General features: G+C 60.6%; 17 protein-coding genes. 6 read left to right on the forward strand and 11 right to left on the reverse strand.

Annotated features, from left to right (window positions below):
* The first annotated feature begins 2 nt into the window (after nucleotides 1–2).
* Complete coding sequence (locus C4J89_RS00425) at nucleotides 3–779, forward strand: N-acetylmuramoyl-L-alanine amidase (RefSeq protein WP_124413448.1); 777 nt, start codon at nucleotides 3–5, stop codon at nucleotides 777–779.
* Nucleotides 780–836: 57 nt separating this feature from the next.
* Here C4J89_RS00425 and C4J89_RS00430 read toward each other — a convergent pair whose 3' ends face one another.
* Both C4J89_RS00430 and algB read right to left on the reverse strand, forming a co-directional pair.
* Nucleotides 837–2624 carry a KinB sensor domain-containing domain gene (locus tag C4J89_RS00430; protein ID WP_124408730.1) on the reverse strand — a complete coding sequence of 596 codons (1788 nt, stop codon included), beginning with the start codon at nucleotides 2622–2624 and terminating at the stop codon, nucleotides 837–839.
* 10 nt (nucleotides 2625–2634) lie between these two features.
* Entirely contained in the window at nucleotides 2635–3981 is a 1347-nt protein-coding gene (gene algB / locus C4J89_RS00435) for a sigma-54-dependent response regulator transcription factor AlgB (RefSeq protein ID WP_124360652.1), read from the reverse strand.
* Between the two features lie 400 nt (nucleotides 3982–4381).
* Here algB and C4J89_RS00440 point away from each other — a divergent pair, with 400 nt between their 5' ends.
* The 5 genes from C4J89_RS00440 (at nucleotide 4382) to C4J89_RS00460 (ending at nucleotide 8754) form a co-directional block, all read left to right on the forward strand.
* Nucleotides 4382–4666: a hypothetical protein gene (locus C4J89_RS00440; RefSeq protein ID WP_124360653.1), complete on the forward strand. Its 285-nt coding sequence runs from the start codon at nucleotides 4382–4384 to the stop codon at nucleotides 4664–4666.
* Between the two features lie 78 nt (nucleotides 4667–4744).
* Nucleotides 4745–4909: a DUF1328 domain-containing protein gene (locus tag C4J89_RS00445; protein ID WP_003170804.1), complete on the forward strand. Its 165-nt coding sequence runs from the start codon at nucleotides 4745–4747 to the stop codon at nucleotides 4907–4909.
* A gap of 2 nt (nucleotides 4910–4911) precedes the next feature.
* Complete coding sequence (locus tag C4J89_RS00450) at nucleotides 4912–5379, forward strand: inhibitor of vertebrate lysozyme family protein (RefSeq protein WP_124369092.1); 468 nt, start codon at nucleotides 4912–4914, stop codon at nucleotides 5377–5379.
* Between the two features lie 715 nt (nucleotides 5380–6094).
* Complete coding sequence (gene gltP / locus C4J89_RS00455) at nucleotides 6095–7426, forward strand: glutamate/aspartate:proton symporter GltP (protein WP_124360655.1); 1332 nt, start codon at nucleotides 6095–6097, stop codon at nucleotides 7424–7426.
* Between the two features lie 98 nt (nucleotides 7427–7524).
* Complete coding sequence (locus C4J89_RS00460) at nucleotides 7525–8754, forward strand: nucleoside recognition domain-containing protein (RefSeq protein WP_048721443.1); 1230 nt, start codon at nucleotides 7525–7527, stop codon at nucleotides 8752–8754.
* A gap of 93 nt (nucleotides 8755–8847) precedes the next feature.
* Here the strand turns inward: C4J89_RS00460 and C4J89_RS00465 are convergent, their stop codons facing one another.
* The 9 genes from C4J89_RS00465 to C4J89_RS00505 all read right to left on the reverse strand — a co-directional run bounded on the left by C4J89_RS00465 (nucleotide 8848) and on the right by C4J89_RS00505 (nucleotide 18995).
* Nucleotides 8848–9459: an ABC-type transport auxiliary lipoprotein family protein gene (locus C4J89_RS00465; RefSeq protein ID WP_124413449.1), complete on the reverse strand. Its 612-nt coding sequence runs from the start codon at nucleotides 9457–9459 to the stop codon at nucleotides 8848–8850.
* Nucleotides 9456–10394 carry an MlaD family protein gene (locus C4J89_RS00470; RefSeq protein ID WP_124413450.1) on the reverse strand — a complete coding sequence of 313 codons (939 nt, stop codon included), beginning with the start codon at nucleotides 10392–10394 and terminating at the stop codon, nucleotides 9456–9458. The genes C4J89_RS00465 and C4J89_RS00470 overlap by 4 nt, the downstream gene beginning before the upstream one ends.
* 1 nt (nucleotide 10395) lies before the next feature.
* On the reverse strand, nucleotides 10396–11199 hold the full coding sequence (locus C4J89_RS00475) for an ABC transporter ATP-binding protein (RefSeq protein ID WP_124413451.1): 804 nt from the start codon (nucleotides 11197–11199) through the stop codon (nucleotides 10396–10398).
* Nucleotides 11196–12344, reverse strand: a complete 1149-nt coding sequence (locus C4J89_RS00480) for an ABC transporter permease (protein WP_124413452.1) — start codon at nucleotides 12342–12344, stop codon at nucleotides 11196–11198. Before C4J89_RS00480 ends, C4J89_RS00475 begins: the two co-directional genes overlap by 4 nt.
* Nucleotides 12345–12398: 54 nt before the next feature.
* Entirely contained in the window at nucleotides 12399–13430 is a 1032-nt protein-coding gene (locus C4J89_RS00485) for a DUF5924 family protein (RefSeq protein WP_124365304.1), read from the reverse strand.
* A 70-nt stretch (nucleotides 13431–13500) separates the two neighbouring features.
* Nucleotides 13501–14883 (reverse strand): pitrilysin family protein, encoded by a 1383-nt coding sequence (locus C4J89_RS00490; protein ID WP_124413453.1) that lies wholly within the window; start codon nucleotides 14881–14883, stop codon nucleotides 13501–13503.
* 58 nt (nucleotides 14884–14941) lie between these two features.
* Nucleotides 14942–16600 carry a Na/Pi cotransporter family protein gene (locus tag C4J89_RS00495; RefSeq protein ID WP_124360662.1) on the reverse strand — a complete coding sequence of 553 codons (1659 nt, stop codon included), beginning with the start codon at nucleotides 16598–16600 and terminating at the stop codon, nucleotides 14942–14944.
* Between the two features lie 251 nt (nucleotides 16601–16851).
* Nucleotides 16852–17619: a TerC family protein gene (locus C4J89_RS00500; protein WP_124413454.1), complete on the reverse strand. Its 768-nt coding sequence runs from the start codon at nucleotides 17617–17619 to the stop codon at nucleotides 16852–16854.
* A gap of 68 nt (nucleotides 17620–17687) precedes the next feature.
* Nucleotides 17688–18995: a CitMHS family transporter gene (locus tag C4J89_RS00505; protein ID WP_124413455.1), complete on the reverse strand. Its 1308-nt coding sequence runs from the start codon at nucleotides 18993–18995 to the stop codon at nucleotides 17688–17690.
* Nucleotides 18996–19108: the final 113 nt, after the last annotated feature.

Consider the following 19108-nt stretch of genomic DNA (forward strand, 5'->3'; position numbering starts at 1 on the left):
CCATGAAATCTCTTCTTATTGCCTCTGTCGTTCTTCTGCTCGCTGGCTGCTCCAGCGGCCCGCGCTTGAACACCAGCCATCCTTCGGTCAACCACGACAACCGTGTGCAGTTCGTTGTGGTGCATTACACCTCGGCCAACCTTGAGCGCTCCCTGGCGTTGTTGACCCATGGTCAGGTCAGCAGCCATTACCTGATCGGCGATGACGCTTCAGGCACCCTCTACAAGCTGGTTGATGAAAGCCAGCGCGCCTGGCACGCGGGGGAAAGTGAATGGATGGGGCGCACCTGGCTCAATTCCAGCTCCATCGGCATCGAGATCGTCAACCCGGGCTATAGCGACACCCCGACCGGTCGGGTGTGGTACCCGTACTCCGAAGCGCAGGTGAAATCACTGGTAGTGCTGCTCAAGGACATCAGCAAGCGTAACGGAATCGCCCCCAAGAACATCATTGGGCACAGCGACATCGCCCCGCTGCGCAAGCTGGACCCTGGCCCGTTGTTCCCTTGGAAGCGTCTGGCCGATGAAGGTCTGGGGATTTGGCCGGATGCCCAGACGGTGGCTCGATTCCAGGCGCAGTACGCCACGCAACTGCCAAGCATCAGTTGGTTCCAGCAAGAACTGGCCCGTCTGGGTTACCAGACCCCGCAAACCGGCGAGTTGGATGTGGCCACGCGTCATGTAATCGCCGCGTTCCAGATGCATTTCCGTTCATCGCTGTTTGACGGAACGCCGGATGCGGAAAGTGCGGCGATCCTGCATGCCTTGAACCAGCGCTGAAATGGCTGGCAAGTTTTGTGGCAAGGCAGCAAGCACCCTCGCCACAAAAGCGCGCGCCTACAGAGGCAAGGCCATATAGAACTGTGTGCCCTGCCCCGGCCGTGAGTACACACCCATGCGGCCGCCGTGCAATTGCACGATCTCCTTGCACAGCGCCAGCCCCAGGCCGGCGCCGCCTTTTTTGCGCCCCACCTGCACGAAAGGTTCGAAGATGCGTCCTTGCTGGCCGTACGCAATGCCTTCGCCGTTGTCCTCGACGCTGATAATTACCCGCTCACCATGACGCCGAGCCTGCAAGCGAATCTGCCCTCTCTCGGCCGTGTGTCGCATGGCGTTACCCAGCAGGTTGTCGAGCACGCGCTCCAGTTGTGCCTGGTCGGCATACAGGCGGGGCAGGTCAGATTGCACCTCCACCATCAGTTCAATACCTTGGGCGCCCGCCGGCTCGGCGAATCGAGCGCGGGCATGCTCGAGCAGGTCAGTCACATCGCATGGCCCGAGCGTGAGTTTCTGCAGGCCGTTCTGATAGCGCGAGAAGTTGAGCAAATCGTTGATCAACTGCATCAATCGCTGCATTTCTTCATTGACCGTATCCAGCAGGTCCGCTTCACGTGATTCCGCCGGGAACTTGGCCCGCTCGCGGAACAGTCCGAAGGCCATATGCATGCCGGTCACCGGTGTTCGCAGCTCGTGGGAGGCGCGCAATACGAACTCGCTGCGCACCCGCTCAAAGGCCCGCTGCTCGGTGACATCATGCAGCACCATCACCGCCCCCAGAATGTGCCCCTGTGTATGGCTGACCGGGGTCAGGCTGTACGTCAGCAGGCGCAACTCGCCTTCGACCTCTACCTCCAGGTCCTCCGGCGCCCGTTCCAGGTTGCCGCCGCGCAGCACCAAGTGCAGCTGTTCATCCATTTCCGGACGACCCAGGGCTTCGCCCAGGCCCTGGCCGAGGCGTTCTTCGTCCCAACCCAGTTGGCGTTGCGCCACAGGGTTGAGGTGCTCGAGATGGCCCTGGCGATCAATCATCAGCAAGCCGTCGTCAATGCTATCGAGTACTGCCTGCAAGCGCTGCTGGCCGGCGAGCAACTCATCGACATTGGTGGCCTGATGTTGGCGCAACGCCTCGGCCATGATGCCGAAGCGACGGGTTAGCTGGTTCATTTCCGCCGCCGAAGATATCGGCAATGTCACTTCGAAATCGCCTTGCCCGATTTTGTCGGCAGCCTTGGCCAGTGCTTCGATTGGCCCGCCGAATCGCCGGGCAATGCCATGCGCGGTCACAAAACCGATGATCAGCACCGCAAGGCCTACCAGCCCCAGTAAGCTGGCAATCAACAGCGCCCGTTCACGGGATCTGTGCTCGCTCGTGCTGATATTTTCCAGCGCCTGTTTGTGGTGAACGATTAGCCCATTGCGCAGAGTATTGAAGGTTTCAGTGAGCTTTTCCTTGCTGCCTGGTACAGGTGGGTTCTGCTGGAATTCGTCAAATGCCTGCAGCAGGTGCTGGTAGTCGTCGCGTGCCTGACTGAAACCGTGGGTCAGTCCGTCACGTTGTTCATGGGCGATGCCCTGGTCCAGAAGGTCGAAGTATTGCTGCTTGGAAGCTTGCAGGGCAGCCGGATCAGGGCGCTTTTCGAGCATCATCATCAGTTGATCGCCCAGGCTTTGGCGCAACTTGAGACCCAGCTCCAGGGTGACGAAGTTGCTGCGAATCAACGATTCCTGGGTCTTGGCCATCTGCATCACGCTGACCAGGCCCAGGACCAGCCCCAGCAGGGCCACGGTGATCAGCGCTGAGATGCTCAGGAATAGTCGAGTACGCAGTTTCATCGCGAGCTTCATGAGGTACAGCTCATAGGTTGTACTGTTTACGTTTGCGATACAGCGTCGACGCATCGATGCCAAGGGTGCGCGCGGCCTGGTCCAGCGTATCGCTGGTGGCGAGGACGGCGCCGATATGGGCTTTCTCCAGCTCGTCCAGGCTCAGTGCCGCACCAATGCGCGGCGCGTTGTTGGTCGGTTGCTCGGCCATGCCAAGGTGGCTGATCTCGACCTTTTCCTGAGGGCAGATGATGCTGGCGCGTTCCACCACGTTGCGCAGTTCCCGGATGTTACCGGGCCAACGGTAGTTGAGCAGCGCTTCGCGTGCCTGATCGCTGAAGCCACGAGCCGGGCGGGCATACTCCTTGACGAAGCGCGCCAGGAACCGGTCGGCCAGGGCGAGGATGTCTTCACTGCGTTCGCGTAGCGGCGGCAGGTGCAGGGTGATGACGTTGAGGCGATACAGCAGGTCTTCACGGAAGCGGCCGTCGCGCACCATGTCTTCCAGGTTCAGGTTGGTGGCGGCGAGGATGCGCACGTCAGCGCGACGGGTAACCGGGTCGCCGACACGCTCGTATTCCTTGTCCTGAATGAAACGCAGCAGTTTTGGCTGCAAGGTGAGCGGAAAATCGCCGATCTCGTCAAGAAACAAGGTGCCGCCGTCCGCCTGGTTAACGCGGCCCAATGTGCTTTCGCTGGCACCGGTAAAGGCGCCGCGGCTGTGGCCGAACAATTCGCTTTCCATCAGTTCTGCGGTCAACGAGGGGCAGTTGATGGTCACGCAGGATTTCTTCGAGCGTTTGCTCCAGCCATGAATGGCCCGCGCCAACTCGCCTTTACCGGTGCCCGACTCGCCGAGAATCAAAATATTGGCATCGGTCCCGGCCACCTGGCGTGCGGTTTCCAATACCACCATCATGGCCGGGCTGTGGGAGTCGAGACCGTCCTTGGATTGGCGTACCGCGCCTTCCAGGGCTTCCAGGCGTGCCGACAGCTGGCGCACTTCCAATTGCTTGGCGGTGGCCAGGCGCAACTGGTCCGGGCTGCAGGGTTTGACCAGGTAATCGGCGGCGCCGGCTTGAATGGCGTCTACCGCAGTGTCCACGGCGGAGTGGGCCGTCACGATCACGACACGCATCCATGGCGCCTGGACACGCATCTGGGCCAATACATCCAGGCCATTGTCCTCGCCCAGGCGCAAATCCAGGAAGCACAGATCGAACACTTGGCGTTGCATCAAGGCATCGGCTTGGGCCGCGCTGTTGGCGGTGGCAACGGTGTAGCCTTCATCTTCCAGGCAATAACGAAAGGTACGGAGGATCGCGGACTCGTCATCCACTAAAAGAATGCGGCCTTGAAGTTCCTTGGCTGATTCCATCTGTCCCGCGCTCCTTAACTATGAATGTTGGTGTTTAGTCCCGGAATAATCGGGCAAGTTGCATGGTTTATTCTGATCGATAAAAGGCAACGTCGCGCAGCTATCTGCATACCTTCCTACACGCCCCGCTAAAGCCCCGCGCTAGTGGCGTTTTCATATCTTCTCGCCGCTTCGGCAATCCTGCAGCTACTTTCGCTCCGTCGACCCGACCACTGGCCATCGTGCATTTCGCACGGCCCTAGGGAGGGCATCGTGCAGGATGCTGGGCGGCGTGCTTTTAAATAATCTATATATTATTGATTTTAAAGAGTTTTATTTTGTAATAAACCTGGCATGCGCTCTGCAATAGGTAATGCATAGAGCATCATGAACGAATAATCAGAATGCGGGAGAAAGCAGTATGACTCGCCAAAGCCTCAGCCAATTGCGTGTATCGCCTCTGCATCTGCAGCAAGGCCTGTTCGCCAGCCTGGCGTTGATGGTCACGCTGATTGCCGGCCAGCAGATGCAGCATTGGCAGCAGAGTCAGCAGCCGACTGCGCAGTTCGAGCGTCCCGTCATGACCCAGACCCACTTCCGTTCCGTCGCCAGCACGGCTGTCGATGTAACCGCCCCGCAACTGAGAGTGGCAGACCAGGATTCCACCCTGAGCGAACTGCCGGTCCAGGAACGCTGGGTGTTCTAAGCAACAAAACGTCGCTCATGCCGAGCGGTCGCATGGCATCACTGCTGTTACCTCTATGAAAGCTTAAGGAGAATCACCATGTTGAGTTGGGCAATCACATTTCTGATCATTGCCATTGTGGCTGCAGTCCTGGGCTTCGGTGGTATCGCGGGCACCGCCACGGGTATCGCCAAGATTCTGTTCGTGGTGTTCCTGGTGATGTTCATCGCTTCGTTCTTCTTTGGTCGTCGCGGCCGAGGCTGAATATGACCACTTTGTCCCTCAAAGCCATCGCCGCTGCCGTGCTGTTGAGCGGCAGTGGCTTGGTGATGGCTGCCAATGACGGCCAATCCCGGGCCAACGAATTGCTCAGCACGGATGCGCAGTACCGTGAAACCTGGCAAGGCGTGGTGAAGAAAGAAGAGCGCCTGCCGGAATGGGTGATGAACCTGTCGGGTACGGCTGAGCAGATGAACGCGGTCGAAGAGGATGGCGACAAGTATCTGGTGGGGCCGCTGTGTGAAACGGCAGATACCTGCCTGAACAAGCGCCTGATTGTCGCCTTCAGCCTCGATAAGGAAGATGCCTACGCGATGTTGGTGGAAGTCCCGGCCGGCCTGCCGGCGGACAAGTCCCCAACACGCCACGCCGATTACCGTTTTCTCGGTAAGCCGGACGAAGGCATGAAGAAGCTGCTGATGGAGCAGCTGAAGAAAGATCCGAATTGGTACTAGGTTCCGTCTCACGGAGCCGGCGTCCATAGAAAGAAGCCAGTTCGCTTCTTTCTGTTTGTATCGCTCGCCAAGGGCGATGCATGACCAGGGGGCCGGGTTGTTCTGATCGATCAGGATCGGCGCGACCTACGGGTACAGGGAGTGCCTGCGCAAGGGCCGGGTCAGGTGAAAAGCTGCGACGCAAGTTCACAAGTCCTCAAGCTTGCTGAACTTGCGGCGGGCTTATGCTGTTCATCGCTAGTCCTTCATGCCACCCATAGCTGAAATTCATCGTTTTTCCTCCCGCCAATCATTACCTTGTGTGTCGGCGCGACCATCTATCGAGAAAACTTTGCTGACGCTATAGGCTGTTTCTTACGCCAGGCTGCGGATTTTCCAAGCATTTTCAGTAAACCCCTCTAGCCATGCGGTATCTCTGTGCATACCGGAATTGGCAGCTTCACGGCAGGTTCACCCGCTTGAATGGCGCATTCGAACTGACCGTTCAGACAATTATTTTCAATAATGTCCATGCCGATTCGGCATAGGGTAGGCGTTTACGGCATTAGACGTCGCTCCCTTGCATGGGAATAGTTGCGGCTTTTTTCGCCTGCCAGTAAGCCATTTCGGCCACGCTGCGGTGACCTTCCATGGAGGCAGATGCACACACTTTTTCGCTTTCGAGCGGTCCAGCTGGCGCATTTGCCTTAAGTTCACTTGAAGTAAGGGTAATGACATGAAGAAGGCAAAGCTAAGCCTCGCCTGGCAGATCCTCATCGGTTTGGTACTGGGGATCGCGATCGGCGCAGTGCTCAACCATTTCAGTGCTGAAAAGGCCTGGTGGATCAGCAACGTGCTGCAGCCGGCGGGCGATATCTTTATCCGCCTGATCAAGATGATTGTCATCCCAATCGTGATTTCCTCGCTGATCGTGGGCATTGCTGGCGTTGGTGACGCGAAAAAGCTCGGTCGCATCGGCGTCAAAACCATCCTCTACTTTGAAGTCGTCACCACCATCGCCATTGTGGTCGGCCTGTTGCTCGCCAACCTGTTCCATCCGGGCGCGGGCATCGACATGAGTACCCTGGGTACCGTCGACATCTCCAAGTACCAGGCGACCGCCGCCGAGGTGCAGCATGAGCATGCGTTCATCGAGACCATTCTCAACCTGATCCCGTCGAACATCTTCGCTGCCGTTGCGCGCGGCGAGATGCTGCCGATCATTTTCTTCTCCGTGCTGTTCGGCCTGGGCTTGTCGAGCCTCAAGCCGGAACTGCGCGAGCCCTTGGTGACCATGTTCCAGGGTGTGTCCGAGAGCATGTTCAAAGTCACTCACATGATCATGAAGTACGCCCCTATCGGTGTATTTGCCCTGATCGCGGTAACGGTCGCCAACTTCGGCTTCGCCTCGCTGCTGCCGTTGGCCAAGCTGGTCATTCTGGTGTACGTCGCGATTCTGTTCTTCGCGTTTGCGGTGCTGGGCATGATCGCCCGCCTGTTTGGTTTTTCGATCCTCAAGCTGATGCGCATCTTCAAGGATGAGCTGGTGCTGGCCTACTCCACCGCCAGCTCTGAAACCGTGCTGCCGCGCGTGATCGAGAAGATGGAAGCCTACGGCGCGCCGAAGGCGATCTGCAGCTTCGTGGTGCCGACGGGTTACTCGTTCAACCTCGACGGTTCGACCTTGTATCAGAGCATTGCCGCGATCTTCATCGCGCAGCTGTACGGCATCGACCTGTCGATCGGCCAGCAACTGATGCTGGTCCTGACCCTGATGGTCACCTCCAAAGGTATTGCCGGTGTGCCGGGTGTGTCCTTCGTTGTGTTGCTGGCGACCCTGGGCAGTGTGGGCATCCCATTGGAAGGCCTGGCGTTTATCGCGGGCGTCGACCGTGTGATGGACATGGCGCGTACCGCGCTGAACGTGATCGGCAACGCTTTGGCCGTGCTGGTTATCTCTCGCTGGGAAGGCATGTACGACGATGCCAAGGGCGAGCGCTACTGGAATTCGCTGCCGCACTGGCGCAGCAAAGAGGCCCTGCCGGCCGGCGAGATCACGCGCGGCTGATCGCGCGAATGCGCTGACACAAACCCCGGATAATTCCGGGGTTTGTCGTTTCTGCCAGCCCCGCTATCATTCGCCCCAACTTTCGGGGGATTTAACTGATGCTCAATGGCCTGTGGCTTGGCTTCTTTGTCGTGGCAATGGTGTCAGCACTGGCGCAATGGCTGGTGGGCGGCAACGCCGGGATTTTCGCGGCGATGGTGGAAAGCATTTTCGCCATGGCCAAATTGTCGGTGGAGGTCATGGTGCTGCTGTTCGGCACCCTGACGCTGTGGCTGGGCTTTCTGCGTATCGCCGAAAAAGCCGGAATCGTCGACTGGCTGGCCAAGGCCCTGGGCCCGCTGTTTCGCCGCCTGATGCCGGAAGTGCCCGCCGGCCACCCGGCCATCGGCCTGATCACCCTCAACTTCGCCGCCAACGGCCTGGGCCTGGACAACGCCGCCACGCCTATCGGCCTGAAAGCCATGAAGGCGCTGCAGGAACTCAACCCTATCCCCAACACGGCAAGCAACGCACAGATCCTGTTTCTGGTGCTCAATGCGTCCTCGCTGACGCTGTTGCCGGTGACCATCTTTATGTACCGCGCCCAGCAAGGCGCTGCCGACCCGACGCTGGTGTTCCTGCCGATCCTGCTGGCCACCAGCGCGTCGACCCTGGTCGGCCTGCTGTCGGTGGCGGTGATGCAGCGCCTGCGCTTGTGGGACCCGGTCGTGCTGGCCTATCTGATTCCCGGCGCGTTGGTCTTGGGTGGCTTCATGGCGCTGCTGGCGACCTTGTCCGCTACCGCACTGGCCGGCTTGTCGTCGATCCTTGGCAACCTCACGCTGTTTGGCTTGATCATGCTGTTCCTGGTGATCGGCGCGTTACGCAAGGTCAAGGTGTATGAGGCCTTCGTCGAAGGCGCCAAGGAAGGCTTCGACGTCGCCAAGAACCTGTTGCCCTATCTGGTGGCGATGCTCTGTGCGGTGGGTGTGTTACGTGCGTCCGGCGCGCTGGACTTCGGCCTGGAAGGGATTCGCCACCTGGTGGCCTGGACCGGCATGGACACCCGCTTTGTCGACGCGCTGCCGACCGCGATGGTCAAGCCGTTCTCCGGCAGCGCGGCGCGGGCGATGCTGATCGAGACCATGCAGACCCAGGGTGTAGACAGCTTCCCGGCATTGGTGGCCGCGACGATCCAGGGCAGTACCGAGACCACGTTTTATGTGTTGGCGGTGTACTTTGGTTCGGTGGGCATCCAGCGCGCACGGCATGCGGTGGGGTGTGCGTTGTTGGCGGAGTTTGCCGGGGTCGTTGCGGCTATTGCGGTGTGTTACTGGTTCTTTGGTTGACACTCAAGACCGCTATCGGGGGCAAGCCCCCTCCCACATTTGAAAGTATTCACAGATCAACATGTGGGAGGGGGCTTGCCCCCGATGAGGCCTTCAGCGTTTCACAGCACCGTTGCCCTGCTGCACAACCCAATCCACTACCTGCTTATTCAGTTGATCCCCGGCTTGCCCAAAAGCAGCCACCACCGCCGGGACCTTGGTATCCCCCACCTTCTGCCTCACCTCAAACCGCCGACTGGCAATGATCCGCTGATCACTGCCGCGCACCAGTCGAGCATCCAGGCGAATCACCACCTCCACGGTCTTGCCGTGATATTCGCTCTGAAACGCCTGTAACTGCCCGCCCAGCTCATAGTCCGCCTGCAGGTTGGTCTCGTCGGTACTCAACAGCGTCACCCGGCCGTCACGCTGGAAGCCATCCAGCAGGCGATTACGCAACAGCACCGGCGCCGGATCGCTCCAGCGTGAGTTGGCATAGCTGCTGATCAAATCGCCATTGGGCACCACCGCAATGCGCGGGCTGTCGAGAAATTCGCTGGTTTGTGGCTTGGTCACGCGCAATGACCAGCTTACTGGCGCGCCTTGGCTGACGGGCTGGGCCGAAGCCAGGCGGTACACGTCGGACGGGTCCGGCTTGGGCAGGATCGAGCACGCGCTCATCAGCGCGAAGGCTGCCAGGGTGATCATTCGGTAAGCAGGCTTCATGGCGTGAACTCCTTGTTCTTGTCACTGCCCAGCAGGTAACCGCTGGGGTTGGCTTCGAGGCGGCGCGAGATGGCGCGCAGCGAACCAAGGGTTTCGCGCAGTTCGCGCACGGCCGGTGCCAGCTCATTGAGGCCCTGCAGGCCGCTGTTCACCGAGTCCTTGTTGTTGGCCAGCAACGTGTTGAGGGTGGCAGTGCTTTGCTCAAGAGACTTCATCGCCTGCTCCGCGCTGCCAAAGGCTCGCTTGCCTTGGTCATTGAGCAAGCCGTTGGCGTTGCGCATCAATACGGTGGTCTGCTCCAACGCACCGCCGGCCTGTTTGCTCACTTGCAGCAATTGCTGCATCACCACTTTGATGTCGCCGCGCTGGTCGGCGATGGCGCCGGTGGTTTGTTGCAGATTGTCCAGGGTTGCGCTCAAGCGTTCGACGTTTTCCCGGGAGAACAGCTGGTTGGCGTTATGCAGCAGCAGGTTGATGCTGGTCATCAGGTCGTTACTGTTATTGAGCAGGCGTGCGATGGGCGATGGCGACGCGATGATTTCCGGCAGGTTGCCATCCTTGCCCTTGAGTTCCGGGCTTTGCGGAGTGCCGCCGCTGAGCTGGATGATCGAGGTGCCGGTAATGCCGGTCAGGGCCAGCTTGGCCTGGGTGTCTTCCTTGATCGGCGTTTGCCCGGCCAGGCGGATGCGCGCCAGCACGCGGCGTGGGTCCTTGGGGTCCAGGCGCAGGCTGGTGACATCGCCCACCTTGATCCCGCTGTACTGCACCGAACTGCCTTGGGACAGGCCGCTGACCGCTTCGTTGAACACCACCTCGTAATCGCGAAAGGCACTGTCGACGCTGGATTTGGCCAGCCACAGGCCGAACAGCATCGCGCCGACCACCACAATTACGCTGAACAATCCGATCATCACATGATGGGCTCGGGTTTCCATGTCATACCTCGTTGAGCGATTGAGCGGCATCCAATGCCGCGCGGCCTCGGGGGCCGTGGAAATATTCGTGAATCCAGGCGTCGTCGGTTTCCGAGACAACATCGATGGCATCGGCCACCAGCACTTTCTTCTGCGCCAGCACCGCCACGCGGTCGGTGATGGTGTACAGCGTGTCGAGGTCGTGGGTCACCAGGAACACACTCAAGCCCAGCGCATCGCGCAGGGTCAGGATCAGTTGGTCGAATTGCGCCGCGCCAATCGGGTCGAGGCCGGCGGTGGGTTCGTCGAGAAACAGGATGTCCGGATCCAGGGCCAGCGCGCGCGCCAGGGCGGCGCGCTTGATCATGCCGCCGGACAGCGACGCCGGGTATTTGTCGGCCGCCGACAACGGCAGCCCGGCCAGGGCCAGCTTGACCGCCGCCAAATGCTCGGCATCCGCACGGCTGAGCCCGGCGTGCTCGATCAACGGCAAGGCAACGTTCTCAGTGACGGTCAGCGAGGAAAACAACGCGCCCTTCTGGAACAGCACGCCGAAGCGCCGTTCCACCAATGAGCGTTCACGCTCGGGCAAGCTCGGCAGGTTCTTGCCGAACACCCGCACTTGCCCCTCGCTGGGCCGGCGCAGGCCGACGATGCTGCGCAGCAACACCGACTTGCCGCTGCCGGAGCCGCCGACCACCGCCAGGATTTCACCCTTGTACAAATCCAGGTCGAGGTTTTCGTGCACGCTTTGGCTGCCAAAGCGGTTGCACAGGCCGCGTACCTCAATCACCGCCTCGGTGGGCGCTCGATGTAGACGACTCACCAGCCCATCTCCATGAAAAACATGGCAGCGACCGCGTCCAGCACGATCACCACGAAAATCGATTGCACCACGCTGGAGGTGGTATGCGCGCCGACTGACTCGGCACTGCCGCTGACCTTGAACCCTTCCATGCAGCCAATTGCGGCGATCAGAAAGGCGAAAATCGGCGCTTTCACCATGCCCACCAGGAAATGCTGCACGCCGATGTCCGATTGCAGCAGCGACAGAAACATCGCTGGCGAAATATCCAGGGCCACCGCACACACCACGCCGCCGCCGATGATCCCTGAAAGCATCGCCAGGAACGTCAGCATCGGCAGCGCCACCAGCAGCGCCAACACCCGTGGCAGCACCAGCAGCTCCACGGGGTCCAGGCCCAAGGTGCGGATCGCGTCGATCTCTTCGTTGGCCTTCATCGAGCCGATCTGTGCGGTAAAGGCACTGGCCGTGCGGCCGGCGATCAGGATGGCGGTGAGCAATACACCGAATTCGCGTAGGAAAGAGAACGCCACCAGGTCCACGGTGAATACCGTCGCGCCAAAGCTCTTGAGCACGGTGGCGCCGAGGAAGGCCACGACAGCGCCGACCAAGAAGGTCAGCAGCGCGACGATCGGCGCGGCGTCGAGACCGGTCTGTTCGATATGCGCCACCATCGGCGTCAGGCGCCAGCGCTTGGGCCGCAAGATGCCGCGCACGAAGGTTTCGAGGATCAGGCCGATGAAGCCCAACAGCTTCATCCCGTCTTGCCACACGGTGTCCACGGCGCGGCCGATGCGCGCCAGCACTTGGATGCCAGTGCTCTCTTCCGGCTCTTTGAGCGGGACGCAAAAATCATTCAGCGAGCGGTAGACGGTCTTGAGCAGTGCGCGGTCGGCGGCGGACAGGCTGCAATCAGTCTGCTCGGCGGAGTGTTCGATGCGGTCGGGCCCGAGCAGCTCCACCAGCAGCGAAGCACCGGCGGTATCCAGGGCGCCGAGGCCGTTAAGGTCGATGCGCGCGCCAGCGTCGTATCGGCCGTCGAGGGTGGCCGATAGCTTCTTCAGGTTTGCGTAGTGGGCAAGCGTCCAGTCGCCGGTAATCCGCAGCAGCGGCGGTGTGCTGGACGTATCGAGTTGGGCCGCGCCGGCTGTCGTGCGAGTGGTCATAAGCTCCGAGCTTGTTTGGCTATCCACAATTCCTACGTAATAGCATGATCGGGCCTACTCTGGGTTGTCCGTTTGTGCTGAGTCGGTGACGTTGAAGCGCAGCACGCCAATGACTTGGCCGTCTTCGGTCAGCACCCGCACCTGCCAGCGGCCTACCGAATCCGGCGGGAAGTTCTGCTTGTGGGTCCAGGCGCGGTAGCCCTCCTTGCGGCCGCCATGGATATCCAGGGCAATGCGGTCGACTTCCTTGCCGTTGAATTTCCACACATGGTAGATCCGCTCATCCAGGCCGCGCGGGGCGTTGATGGCGGTGTAGGCGTACAGCCCGCCGCTGCGCAGTTGGGCGGCGCTGACCTGCTTGAGGTCGTCGCCCGGTGTGCGGTCCTGGAGCTGGGTGCTGATGGCCACTTCGGTCATCCACAGGGTGGCAGGTGGCACCCAGCTTCGCAGCAGCCAGCCGGCGCAGCCGATCGCGGCCGTGACCCCCAGCAGCATCGCCCAGCCCTTGATGCTGCGCAGCGGCAGGCTGACGGCCAGGCTCGGAATCGACAGGGCCATGGCGACGCCCAAGGCCAGCTTGTAACTCTCGGCGGTGGTCAGGTGCAGGATGATCGGCAGTGCGGTCAGCAGTGCGGCGAATAACGTCAGCGTATGCAAGGCGAGGAACAGCGAACGCTTGGGCGCCAGCCACTTGTAGTACAGCGGGTCGATGATCGACACCAGTGCCGCCGCGCCGAGCAGGCCGGTGAACACCGACTGGCCGCTGTTCCAGGCCGTGGTGACGAAAAAGAACGGCAGCACGAAAAACAGACTTTCCTGGTGGATCATCTGGGTGGCATAGCGCAGCAGCGGTTCGGGTATTTCTCGGTTGAACAGCTTGGTGAACAGTTGCGTGAAGCTGTTTTCCAGCATCAGCCACAACCAGCTCACCAGCATGATCACGGCGATCCAGCTGGCCATGCCTTGCTGGCGGTCCACCAGGATGAAGCTGCCCACACCCGATATGAAACCGCCGAGTGCGATCACCCCAGGGTAGCGTTTGATCAGTTCTATAACGCGCTGGATAAGGGGCGGTAAGTTCGGCATGGACGATTCACAATGTGTGTGGGAAAAATCCGAGACAGAATAACGTCTTAGTCCGTTGTTCGGTGCCTCATTACGTGATCCGTTTGCGATAAAACCGTAGCGCCGCCCCAGCCAGGATGATCACTCCCAGCACACCCGCGCTGATCCAGCTCAGGGCGTTATAGCTCAACAGCGGCTTTTCGACGCGCCAGTAGCCCGGCTGCTCCAACACCTGGCGCATGGCCTGATTGGTCTGCGCCAGGGTCACGGCCTTGATGCGTTTGGCCGGGTCGCCGAAGCGGCCATCGGCATATTCGCCGGCCGCGCTCCAATAATAGTCGGCCAACGCGCTGTTGCCCTGCACTGCCCAGGCCTGGCGGGCGATGGCGGCTTGCTGCAGGCGAGCGAACACCGCCGGGTCGAGACCGTCCTTGAGCAGCTGCGCCTTGAGGTCTTGCAATACCTGTTCGGCTTGCTCGAGGTTGTCCCGTTCGAGGTCGGCGTTCAGGCTGAGGAAACCGACGCCGCCGAGCACTTCGCGTTCGGTCCACGGGCCGTAGGACAAGCCGTGCCTGAGCCGCAGCTGGCGGTACAACGCCCAGTCGAGGTAGTCCTTGAGCAGGTCGTAGGTTTCATCATGCTGGTCGTCCAGCACCGGTTCCGGGAACAGCCAGTGCAGCTTGGCGTTGTCGCCGACCCAGCCGTGGATCAGGTCACGCTGGCTGGCAGCGGCATGCTGGATTTGCGGCAGCGGCCGGTGTTCGCTCGGCTCTACCGGGTCGAGTTGGCCATAGGTGCGTTCCAGGTAGGCCGGCAGCAGTTTGTCCAGATCGCCGACGACGATCAGGGTCATATTGTTCGGCGCGTACCAATTTTTGCGCAGCGCCTCCAACTGATCGCGCGTGAGGTGGCTGACCTCGGCGCGTTCGGCGCACTTGAGGCCCAGCTCGACGGCTAACTGGTTGCTGGCGTTGTGGCCGAGGTCCTGGCGGTCGAGAAGGCGTTGCAAGTGTGAATAATGGCCGCCGTCCTCGCGCTCGACTACCTGCTTGGCAGCGTTGATATGGGCGTCGGTCAGTTGAGTGCGGGTGATGATTGCCAGCAGCAGGTCCAGCACCTTGCGCTGATTCTGCGCGGGCGCCTCGATGACGAACGTGGTGTCGGCGTTGCTGGTGTAGGCGTTCCATTCGCCGCCCAGGGCTTGCATGCGGTCTTCGAGGTCACCTTCGCCACCGCCATCGATGCCGCTGAACAACAGGTGTTCGAACAGATGCGGCAGTTCTTTCTGGTCGCAACTGAAATCGTCCAGGCCTACGCCAACCACCAGGCGGATGGCCACATGCCCGCGTTCGGTGCCCGGTTTGAGCAGCAGTTGCAGGCCGTTGGGCAAGGTGTAGCCCTCGACTTGCAGGCGGTCAAAGGCAAAGGTGTGTGCCGAGCCCAGCAGCAGGCAGGCGAGTAACAGGCGACGCATAACAAGCTTCCTGGCGAACGAGGTCCATTGTTAACTGACTTCGCTCGCTGGCGTATGTTCAGGGCGAATGGGTGATGTCGGCAATATCTTCAGCAGAGAGTGCGCCGGTGTCGGACGTTTCCAACACGACATAGGCGCTGCTACAGAACAACGAGTTCAAGCGTTTCATGTCGGCAATCAGCTCCAGGTGCAGGGAACTGGTTTCCAGGCTCTGCACGATTTTACGTTGCAGGCGGCTGACGTGGGCGTGGGCCAGGCGACGTTCCTGGGCGCGAAAGCGGCGTTTCTCACGCAGTAATTGACGGGCGCTTTCCGGATCGCCGCTGAGGAAGACCGACAGGCCCAGGCGCAGGTTGGCGATCAACTGGCTGTGCAGGCCGCTGAGTTCTTCCAGGCCGACCTCGGAAAATTGCCGACGTTGCGAAGTCTTCTGCTGCTGGACTTTGCGCAGCATGCGCTCGATCAAGTCGCCCGCCAGCTTCAGGTTGATGGACAGCTCAATGATTTCTGCCCAGCGTCGGTTGTCCTGTTCACTCAGGTCTTCACGGGGCATTTGCGCCAGGTAAAGTTTGATCGCGCTGTAAAGCGCCTCGACGTCATCGCTGAGACGGCGCATTTCCTGGGTGATGGCGGTTTGGTTGCCGCGCAGCACTTCCTGCATCGAGGTGAGCATGTTGTCGATCAGGTCGCCGAGCCGCAGGGTTTCGCGGGCGGCGTTGGCCAGCGCCAGGCTCGGCGTATTCAGTGAGGCCAGGTCCAGATGGCGCGGCTTGGCTTTGCCATCGGTCTCGGGACGCTCCGGCAGCAGCCATTCGCACAGCCGTGCCATCGGGCCGATGGTGGGCAACAGAATCAGGCAGCGGCTGACGTTATAGAGCAGGTGGAACGTGATGACCATGGCCTGAGTGCTGTAGTCCAGGCCGTCCATCCAGCGTACGAGTGGGTCGAGTACCGGAATGATCAACAACAGGCCGATCAACTTGTACAACAGGCTGCCCAGGGCCACTTGCCGCCCGGCGGTGTTCTGCATGCTGGTGCTGAGAAAGGCCAGGATGCCGCTGCCGATGTTGGCGCCGATCACCAGGCCGATGGCCACGTGCAAACCGATCACGCCGGCACCGGCCAGGGTAGCCGTCAGCAGCACGGCGGCGAGGCTGGAGTAGGAAATCATCGCGAACAGCGCACCGACCAAGGCATCGAGCAGGATGTCACCGGTCAGCGAAGCGAAGATGACTTTGACACCTTGGGCATGGGTAATCGGCCCGGCGGCTTCGACGATCAGTTGCAAGGCGAGAATGATCAGCCCGAGGCCGATCCCGACCCGGCCGAGTTGCCCGGCCCGCGTCTGTTTGCGCGACAGGAAAAAAATCACCCCGAGAAAGATCAGCAGCGGCGACAACCAGGACAGATCCAGGGTGAGTACCCGCGCCATCAACGCGGTACCGACGTCGGCGCCGAGCATGGTGGCCAAGGCGGGCGTCAGGCTCATCAAGCCTTGGCCGACAAAGGACGTCACCAGCATCGCCGTGGCATTGCTGCTCTGCACCATGGCCGTCACCAGGATACCGGCGACAAACGCCAGCCAGCGCTTGGACATGTTCTGCCCGATGACTTGGCGCAGGTTGGAGCCGTAGACCCGCAGGATGCCGGTACGGACGATGTGCGTGCCCCAGATAAGCAGGGTCACGGCGGAAAGCAGATTGAGCAGGGTCAGCATGCTCGGCCCCCCGTGTGGGTGCGCTCCAACAGGAGCGAAGGAAAGTTACCGCGTGCCGTTCTACGTCTTGTACTTAAGCTGTAGTTGGCGAATGGGCTCTGCGCCAGCATCGCATAGCTAAACTCGGGATTGAAACAAAACTGTCATATGTAGGAGCGAGCTTGCTCGCGAAGAACGTCAACGATTACGCGTACTGCCTGGTTTAACGCGTTGTCCTTGGGTTCTTCGCGAGCAAGCTCGCTCCTACAGGTTTATTGACCCGGAACGTCCTTGCGCAGTTTCACCGGGTCCTGCTGTTTCTTCTTTTTCGCGATGGCAGTGCGCATCTTGATGTTCACTGCTTCCACTGCCAGCGAGAACGCCATGGCGAAGTAGACGTAGCCTTTTGGCACGTGCACGTCGAAGGATTCAGCGATCAGCACGGTACCCACTACCAGCAGGAACGACAGCGCCAGTATCTTCAGCGACGGGTGCTTGTCGATGAATTCGCTGATGGTGCCAGCGGCCAGCATCATCACCAGTACGGCAACCACGATAGCGGCAATCATTACCGGCACATGGGAAACCATGCCGACGGCGGTGATGACCGAATCCAGGGAGAACACAATGTCGATGATCGCAATCTGGATGATGGTGTAGATGAATTTGCCGCCGGCGCCTTTAGGCTCGTCGTTGGTTTCATCTTCACCTTCCAGGGCGTGGTACATCTCCTGGGAGCTTTTCCACAACAGGAACAGGCCACCGAAGAACAGGATCAGGTCGCGACCGGAAATGCCCTCGCCGAACACTTCGAACAGGTCGGCGGTCAGTTGCATGACCCAGGTGATCGACAGCAGCAACAGGATGCGCGTGACCATCGCCAGGGCGAGGCCGAAGATCCGGGTGCGTGCCTGCATGTGCTTGGGCATGCGGCTGACCAGGATCGAAATCATGATGATGTTATCGATGCCCAGGACGATCTCGAGGGCCGTCAGGGTGAAGAAGGCAATCCAGATTTCCGGATTGGTCAGCCATTCCATGTGTATTCCTTTGAGCAAGTGTTAGACCGCGCAAGCTGTAGCGCCGCGCGGTAGGTGAGTCGGTACGATTATAGATTGCTGAACAGCGGAAAAATCCCCATCAGCAACGCGGCGAACATTATGCACAGGCATACCAGTACTGCCCACTTGAGGGTGAAGCGCTGGTGATCGCCAAACTCGATACCCGCCAGGGCGACCAGCAGGTAGGTCGAGGGTACCAGTGGGCTCAGCAGATGCACCGGTTGCCCGACGATCGAGGCGCGGGCCATTTCCACGGCGGTTATGCCGTAGTGGCTGGCGGCTTCGGCCAGTACCGGCAGCACGCCATAGTAGAACGCATCGTTGGACATGAAGAAGGTAAACGGCATGCTCGCCAGCGCCGTGATCACCGCCAGGTACGGGCCCATGGCTTCAGGGATGACCGCCAGCAGGCTCTTGGACATGGCGTCGACCATGCCAGTGCCCGACAGGATGCCGGTGAAGATGCCGGCGGCGAAGATCAACCCGACCACCGCCAATACGCTGCCGGCGTGGGCCGCGACGCGGTCTTTCTGTTGTTGCAGGCACGGGTAGTTGACGATCATCGCGATACTGAACGCCACCATGAACAGCACCGGCAGCGGCAACAGGCCGGCGATCAGCGTGCACATCAGGGCAAGGGTCAGCGCGCCGTTGAACCAGATCAGCTTCGGACGGCGGGCATCGGGGAATTGCGACACGCTGATGTCGCTGTGGTCGATCTCGTCGCCCTGCAGGTGCAGTTCACCCAGGCGGGCGCGCTCGCGCTTGCCGTACATGTAGGCAATCACCAGGATCGCCACCACGCCGGCGGCCATGGCCGGGATCATCGGCACGAAGATGTCCGAAGGGTCCACATGCAGCGCACTGGCGGCGCGGGCCGTCGGCCCACCCCAGGGGGTCATGTTCATTACGCCACCGGCAAGAATGATCAGGCCGGCCATGATCCGCGGGCTCATGCCGATGCGCTGGTACAGCGGCAACATGGCGGCGACGCAGATCATGTAAGTGGTGGCGCCGTCACCGTCGAGGGACACCACCAGGGCCAGCACGGCGGTGCCGACCGAGACTTTCAACGGGTCGCCCTTGACCATCTTGAGGATCTTGCGCACGGCCGGGTCGAACAGGCCGGAGTCGATCATCAGGGCAAAGTAGAGGATGGCGAACATCAGCATCACGCCGGTCGGCGCGAGCTTGGTGATGCCTTCGAGCATCATCGGGCCGATCTTCGGCGCGAAGCCGCCGAACAGCGCGAACAGGATAGGCACGATGATCAAGGCGATCAGCGCAGACAGGCGCTTGGTCATGATCAGGAACATGAACGTGATGACCATGGCGAAGCCAAGGAAAGTCAGCATAGGAATACTCCAGGCGTAGCGCGGCTAGGGAATGGCGAACCGGATGGGGTCAGCGCAGAACGAAAGACACGTGGCGTACGGGGGGAGTTGGGGCAAACAGGCGGGTACGGGCG

The sequence above is a fragment of the Pseudomonas sp. R4-35-07 genome, assembly GCF_003852235.1.
Taxonomy (GTDB): Bacteria; Pseudomonadota; Gammaproteobacteria; order Pseudomonadales; family Pseudomonadaceae; genus Aquipseudomonas.

What these genes read in the sequence shown, in the direction of transcription:
- C4J89_RS00445 (WP_003170804.1), top strand. Translation starts at nt 4,745, where the DNA reads ATGTTGAGTTGGGCAATCACATTTCTGATCATTGCCATTGTGGCTGCA.
- gltP (WP_124360655.1), top strand. Translation starts at nt 6,095, where the DNA reads ATGAAGAAGGCAAAGCTAAGCCTCGCCTGGCAGATCCTCATCGGTTTG.
- C4J89_RS00495 (WP_124360662.1), bottom strand. Translation starts at nt 16,600, where the DNA reads ATGCTGACCCTGCTCAATCTGCTTTCCGCCGTGACCCTGCTTATCTGG.
- C4J89_RS00465 (WP_124413449.1), bottom strand. Translation starts at nt 9,459, where the DNA reads ATGAAGCCTGCTTACCGAATGATCACCCTGGCAGCCTTCGCGCTGATG.
- C4J89_RS00425 (WP_124413448.1), top strand. Translation starts at nt 3, where the DNA reads ATGAAATCTCTTCTTATTGCCTCTGTCGTTCTTCTGCTCGCTGGCTGC.
- C4J89_RS00480 (WP_124413452.1), bottom strand. Translation starts at nt 12,344, where the DNA reads ATGACCACTCGCACGACAGCCGGCGCGGCCCAACTCGATACGTCCAGC.
- C4J89_RS00500 (WP_124413454.1), bottom strand. Translation starts at nt 17,619, where the DNA reads ATGGAATGGCTGACCAATCCGGAAATCTGGATTGCCTTCTTCACCCTG.
- C4J89_RS00505 (WP_124413455.1), bottom strand. Translation starts at nt 18,995, where the DNA reads ATGCTGACTTTCCTTGGCTTCGCCATGGTCATCACGTTCATGTTCCTG.
- C4J89_RS00470 (WP_124413450.1), bottom strand. Translation starts at nt 10,394, where the DNA reads ATGGAAACCCGAGCCCATCATGTGATGATCGGATTGTTCAGCGTAATT.
- C4J89_RS00450 (WP_124369092.1), top strand. Translation starts at nt 4,912, where the DNA reads ATGACCACTTTGTCCCTCAAAGCCATCGCCGCTGCCGTGCTGTTGAGC.
- algB (WP_124360652.1), bottom strand. Translation starts at nt 3,981, where the DNA reads ATGGAATCAGCCAAGGAACTTCAAGGCCGCATTCTTTTAGTGGATGAC.
- C4J89_RS00485 (WP_124365304.1), bottom strand. Translation starts at nt 13,430, where the DNA reads ATGCCGAACTTACCGCCCCTTATCCAGCGCGTTATAGAACTGATCAAA.
- C4J89_RS00490 (WP_124413453.1), bottom strand. Translation starts at nt 14,883, where the DNA reads ATGCGTCGCCTGTTACTCGCCTGCCTGCTGCTGGGCTCGGCACACACC.
- C4J89_RS00440 (WP_124360653.1), top strand. Translation starts at nt 4,382, where the DNA reads ATGACTCGCCAAAGCCTCAGCCAATTGCGTGTATCGCCTCTGCATCTG.
- C4J89_RS00460 (WP_048721443.1), top strand. Translation starts at nt 7,525, where the DNA reads ATGCTCAATGGCCTGTGGCTTGGCTTCTTTGTCGTGGCAATGGTGTCA.
- C4J89_RS00430 (WP_124408730.1), bottom strand. Translation starts at nt 2,624, where the DNA reads ATGAAGCTCGCGATGAAACTGCGTACTCGACTATTCCTGAGCATCTCA.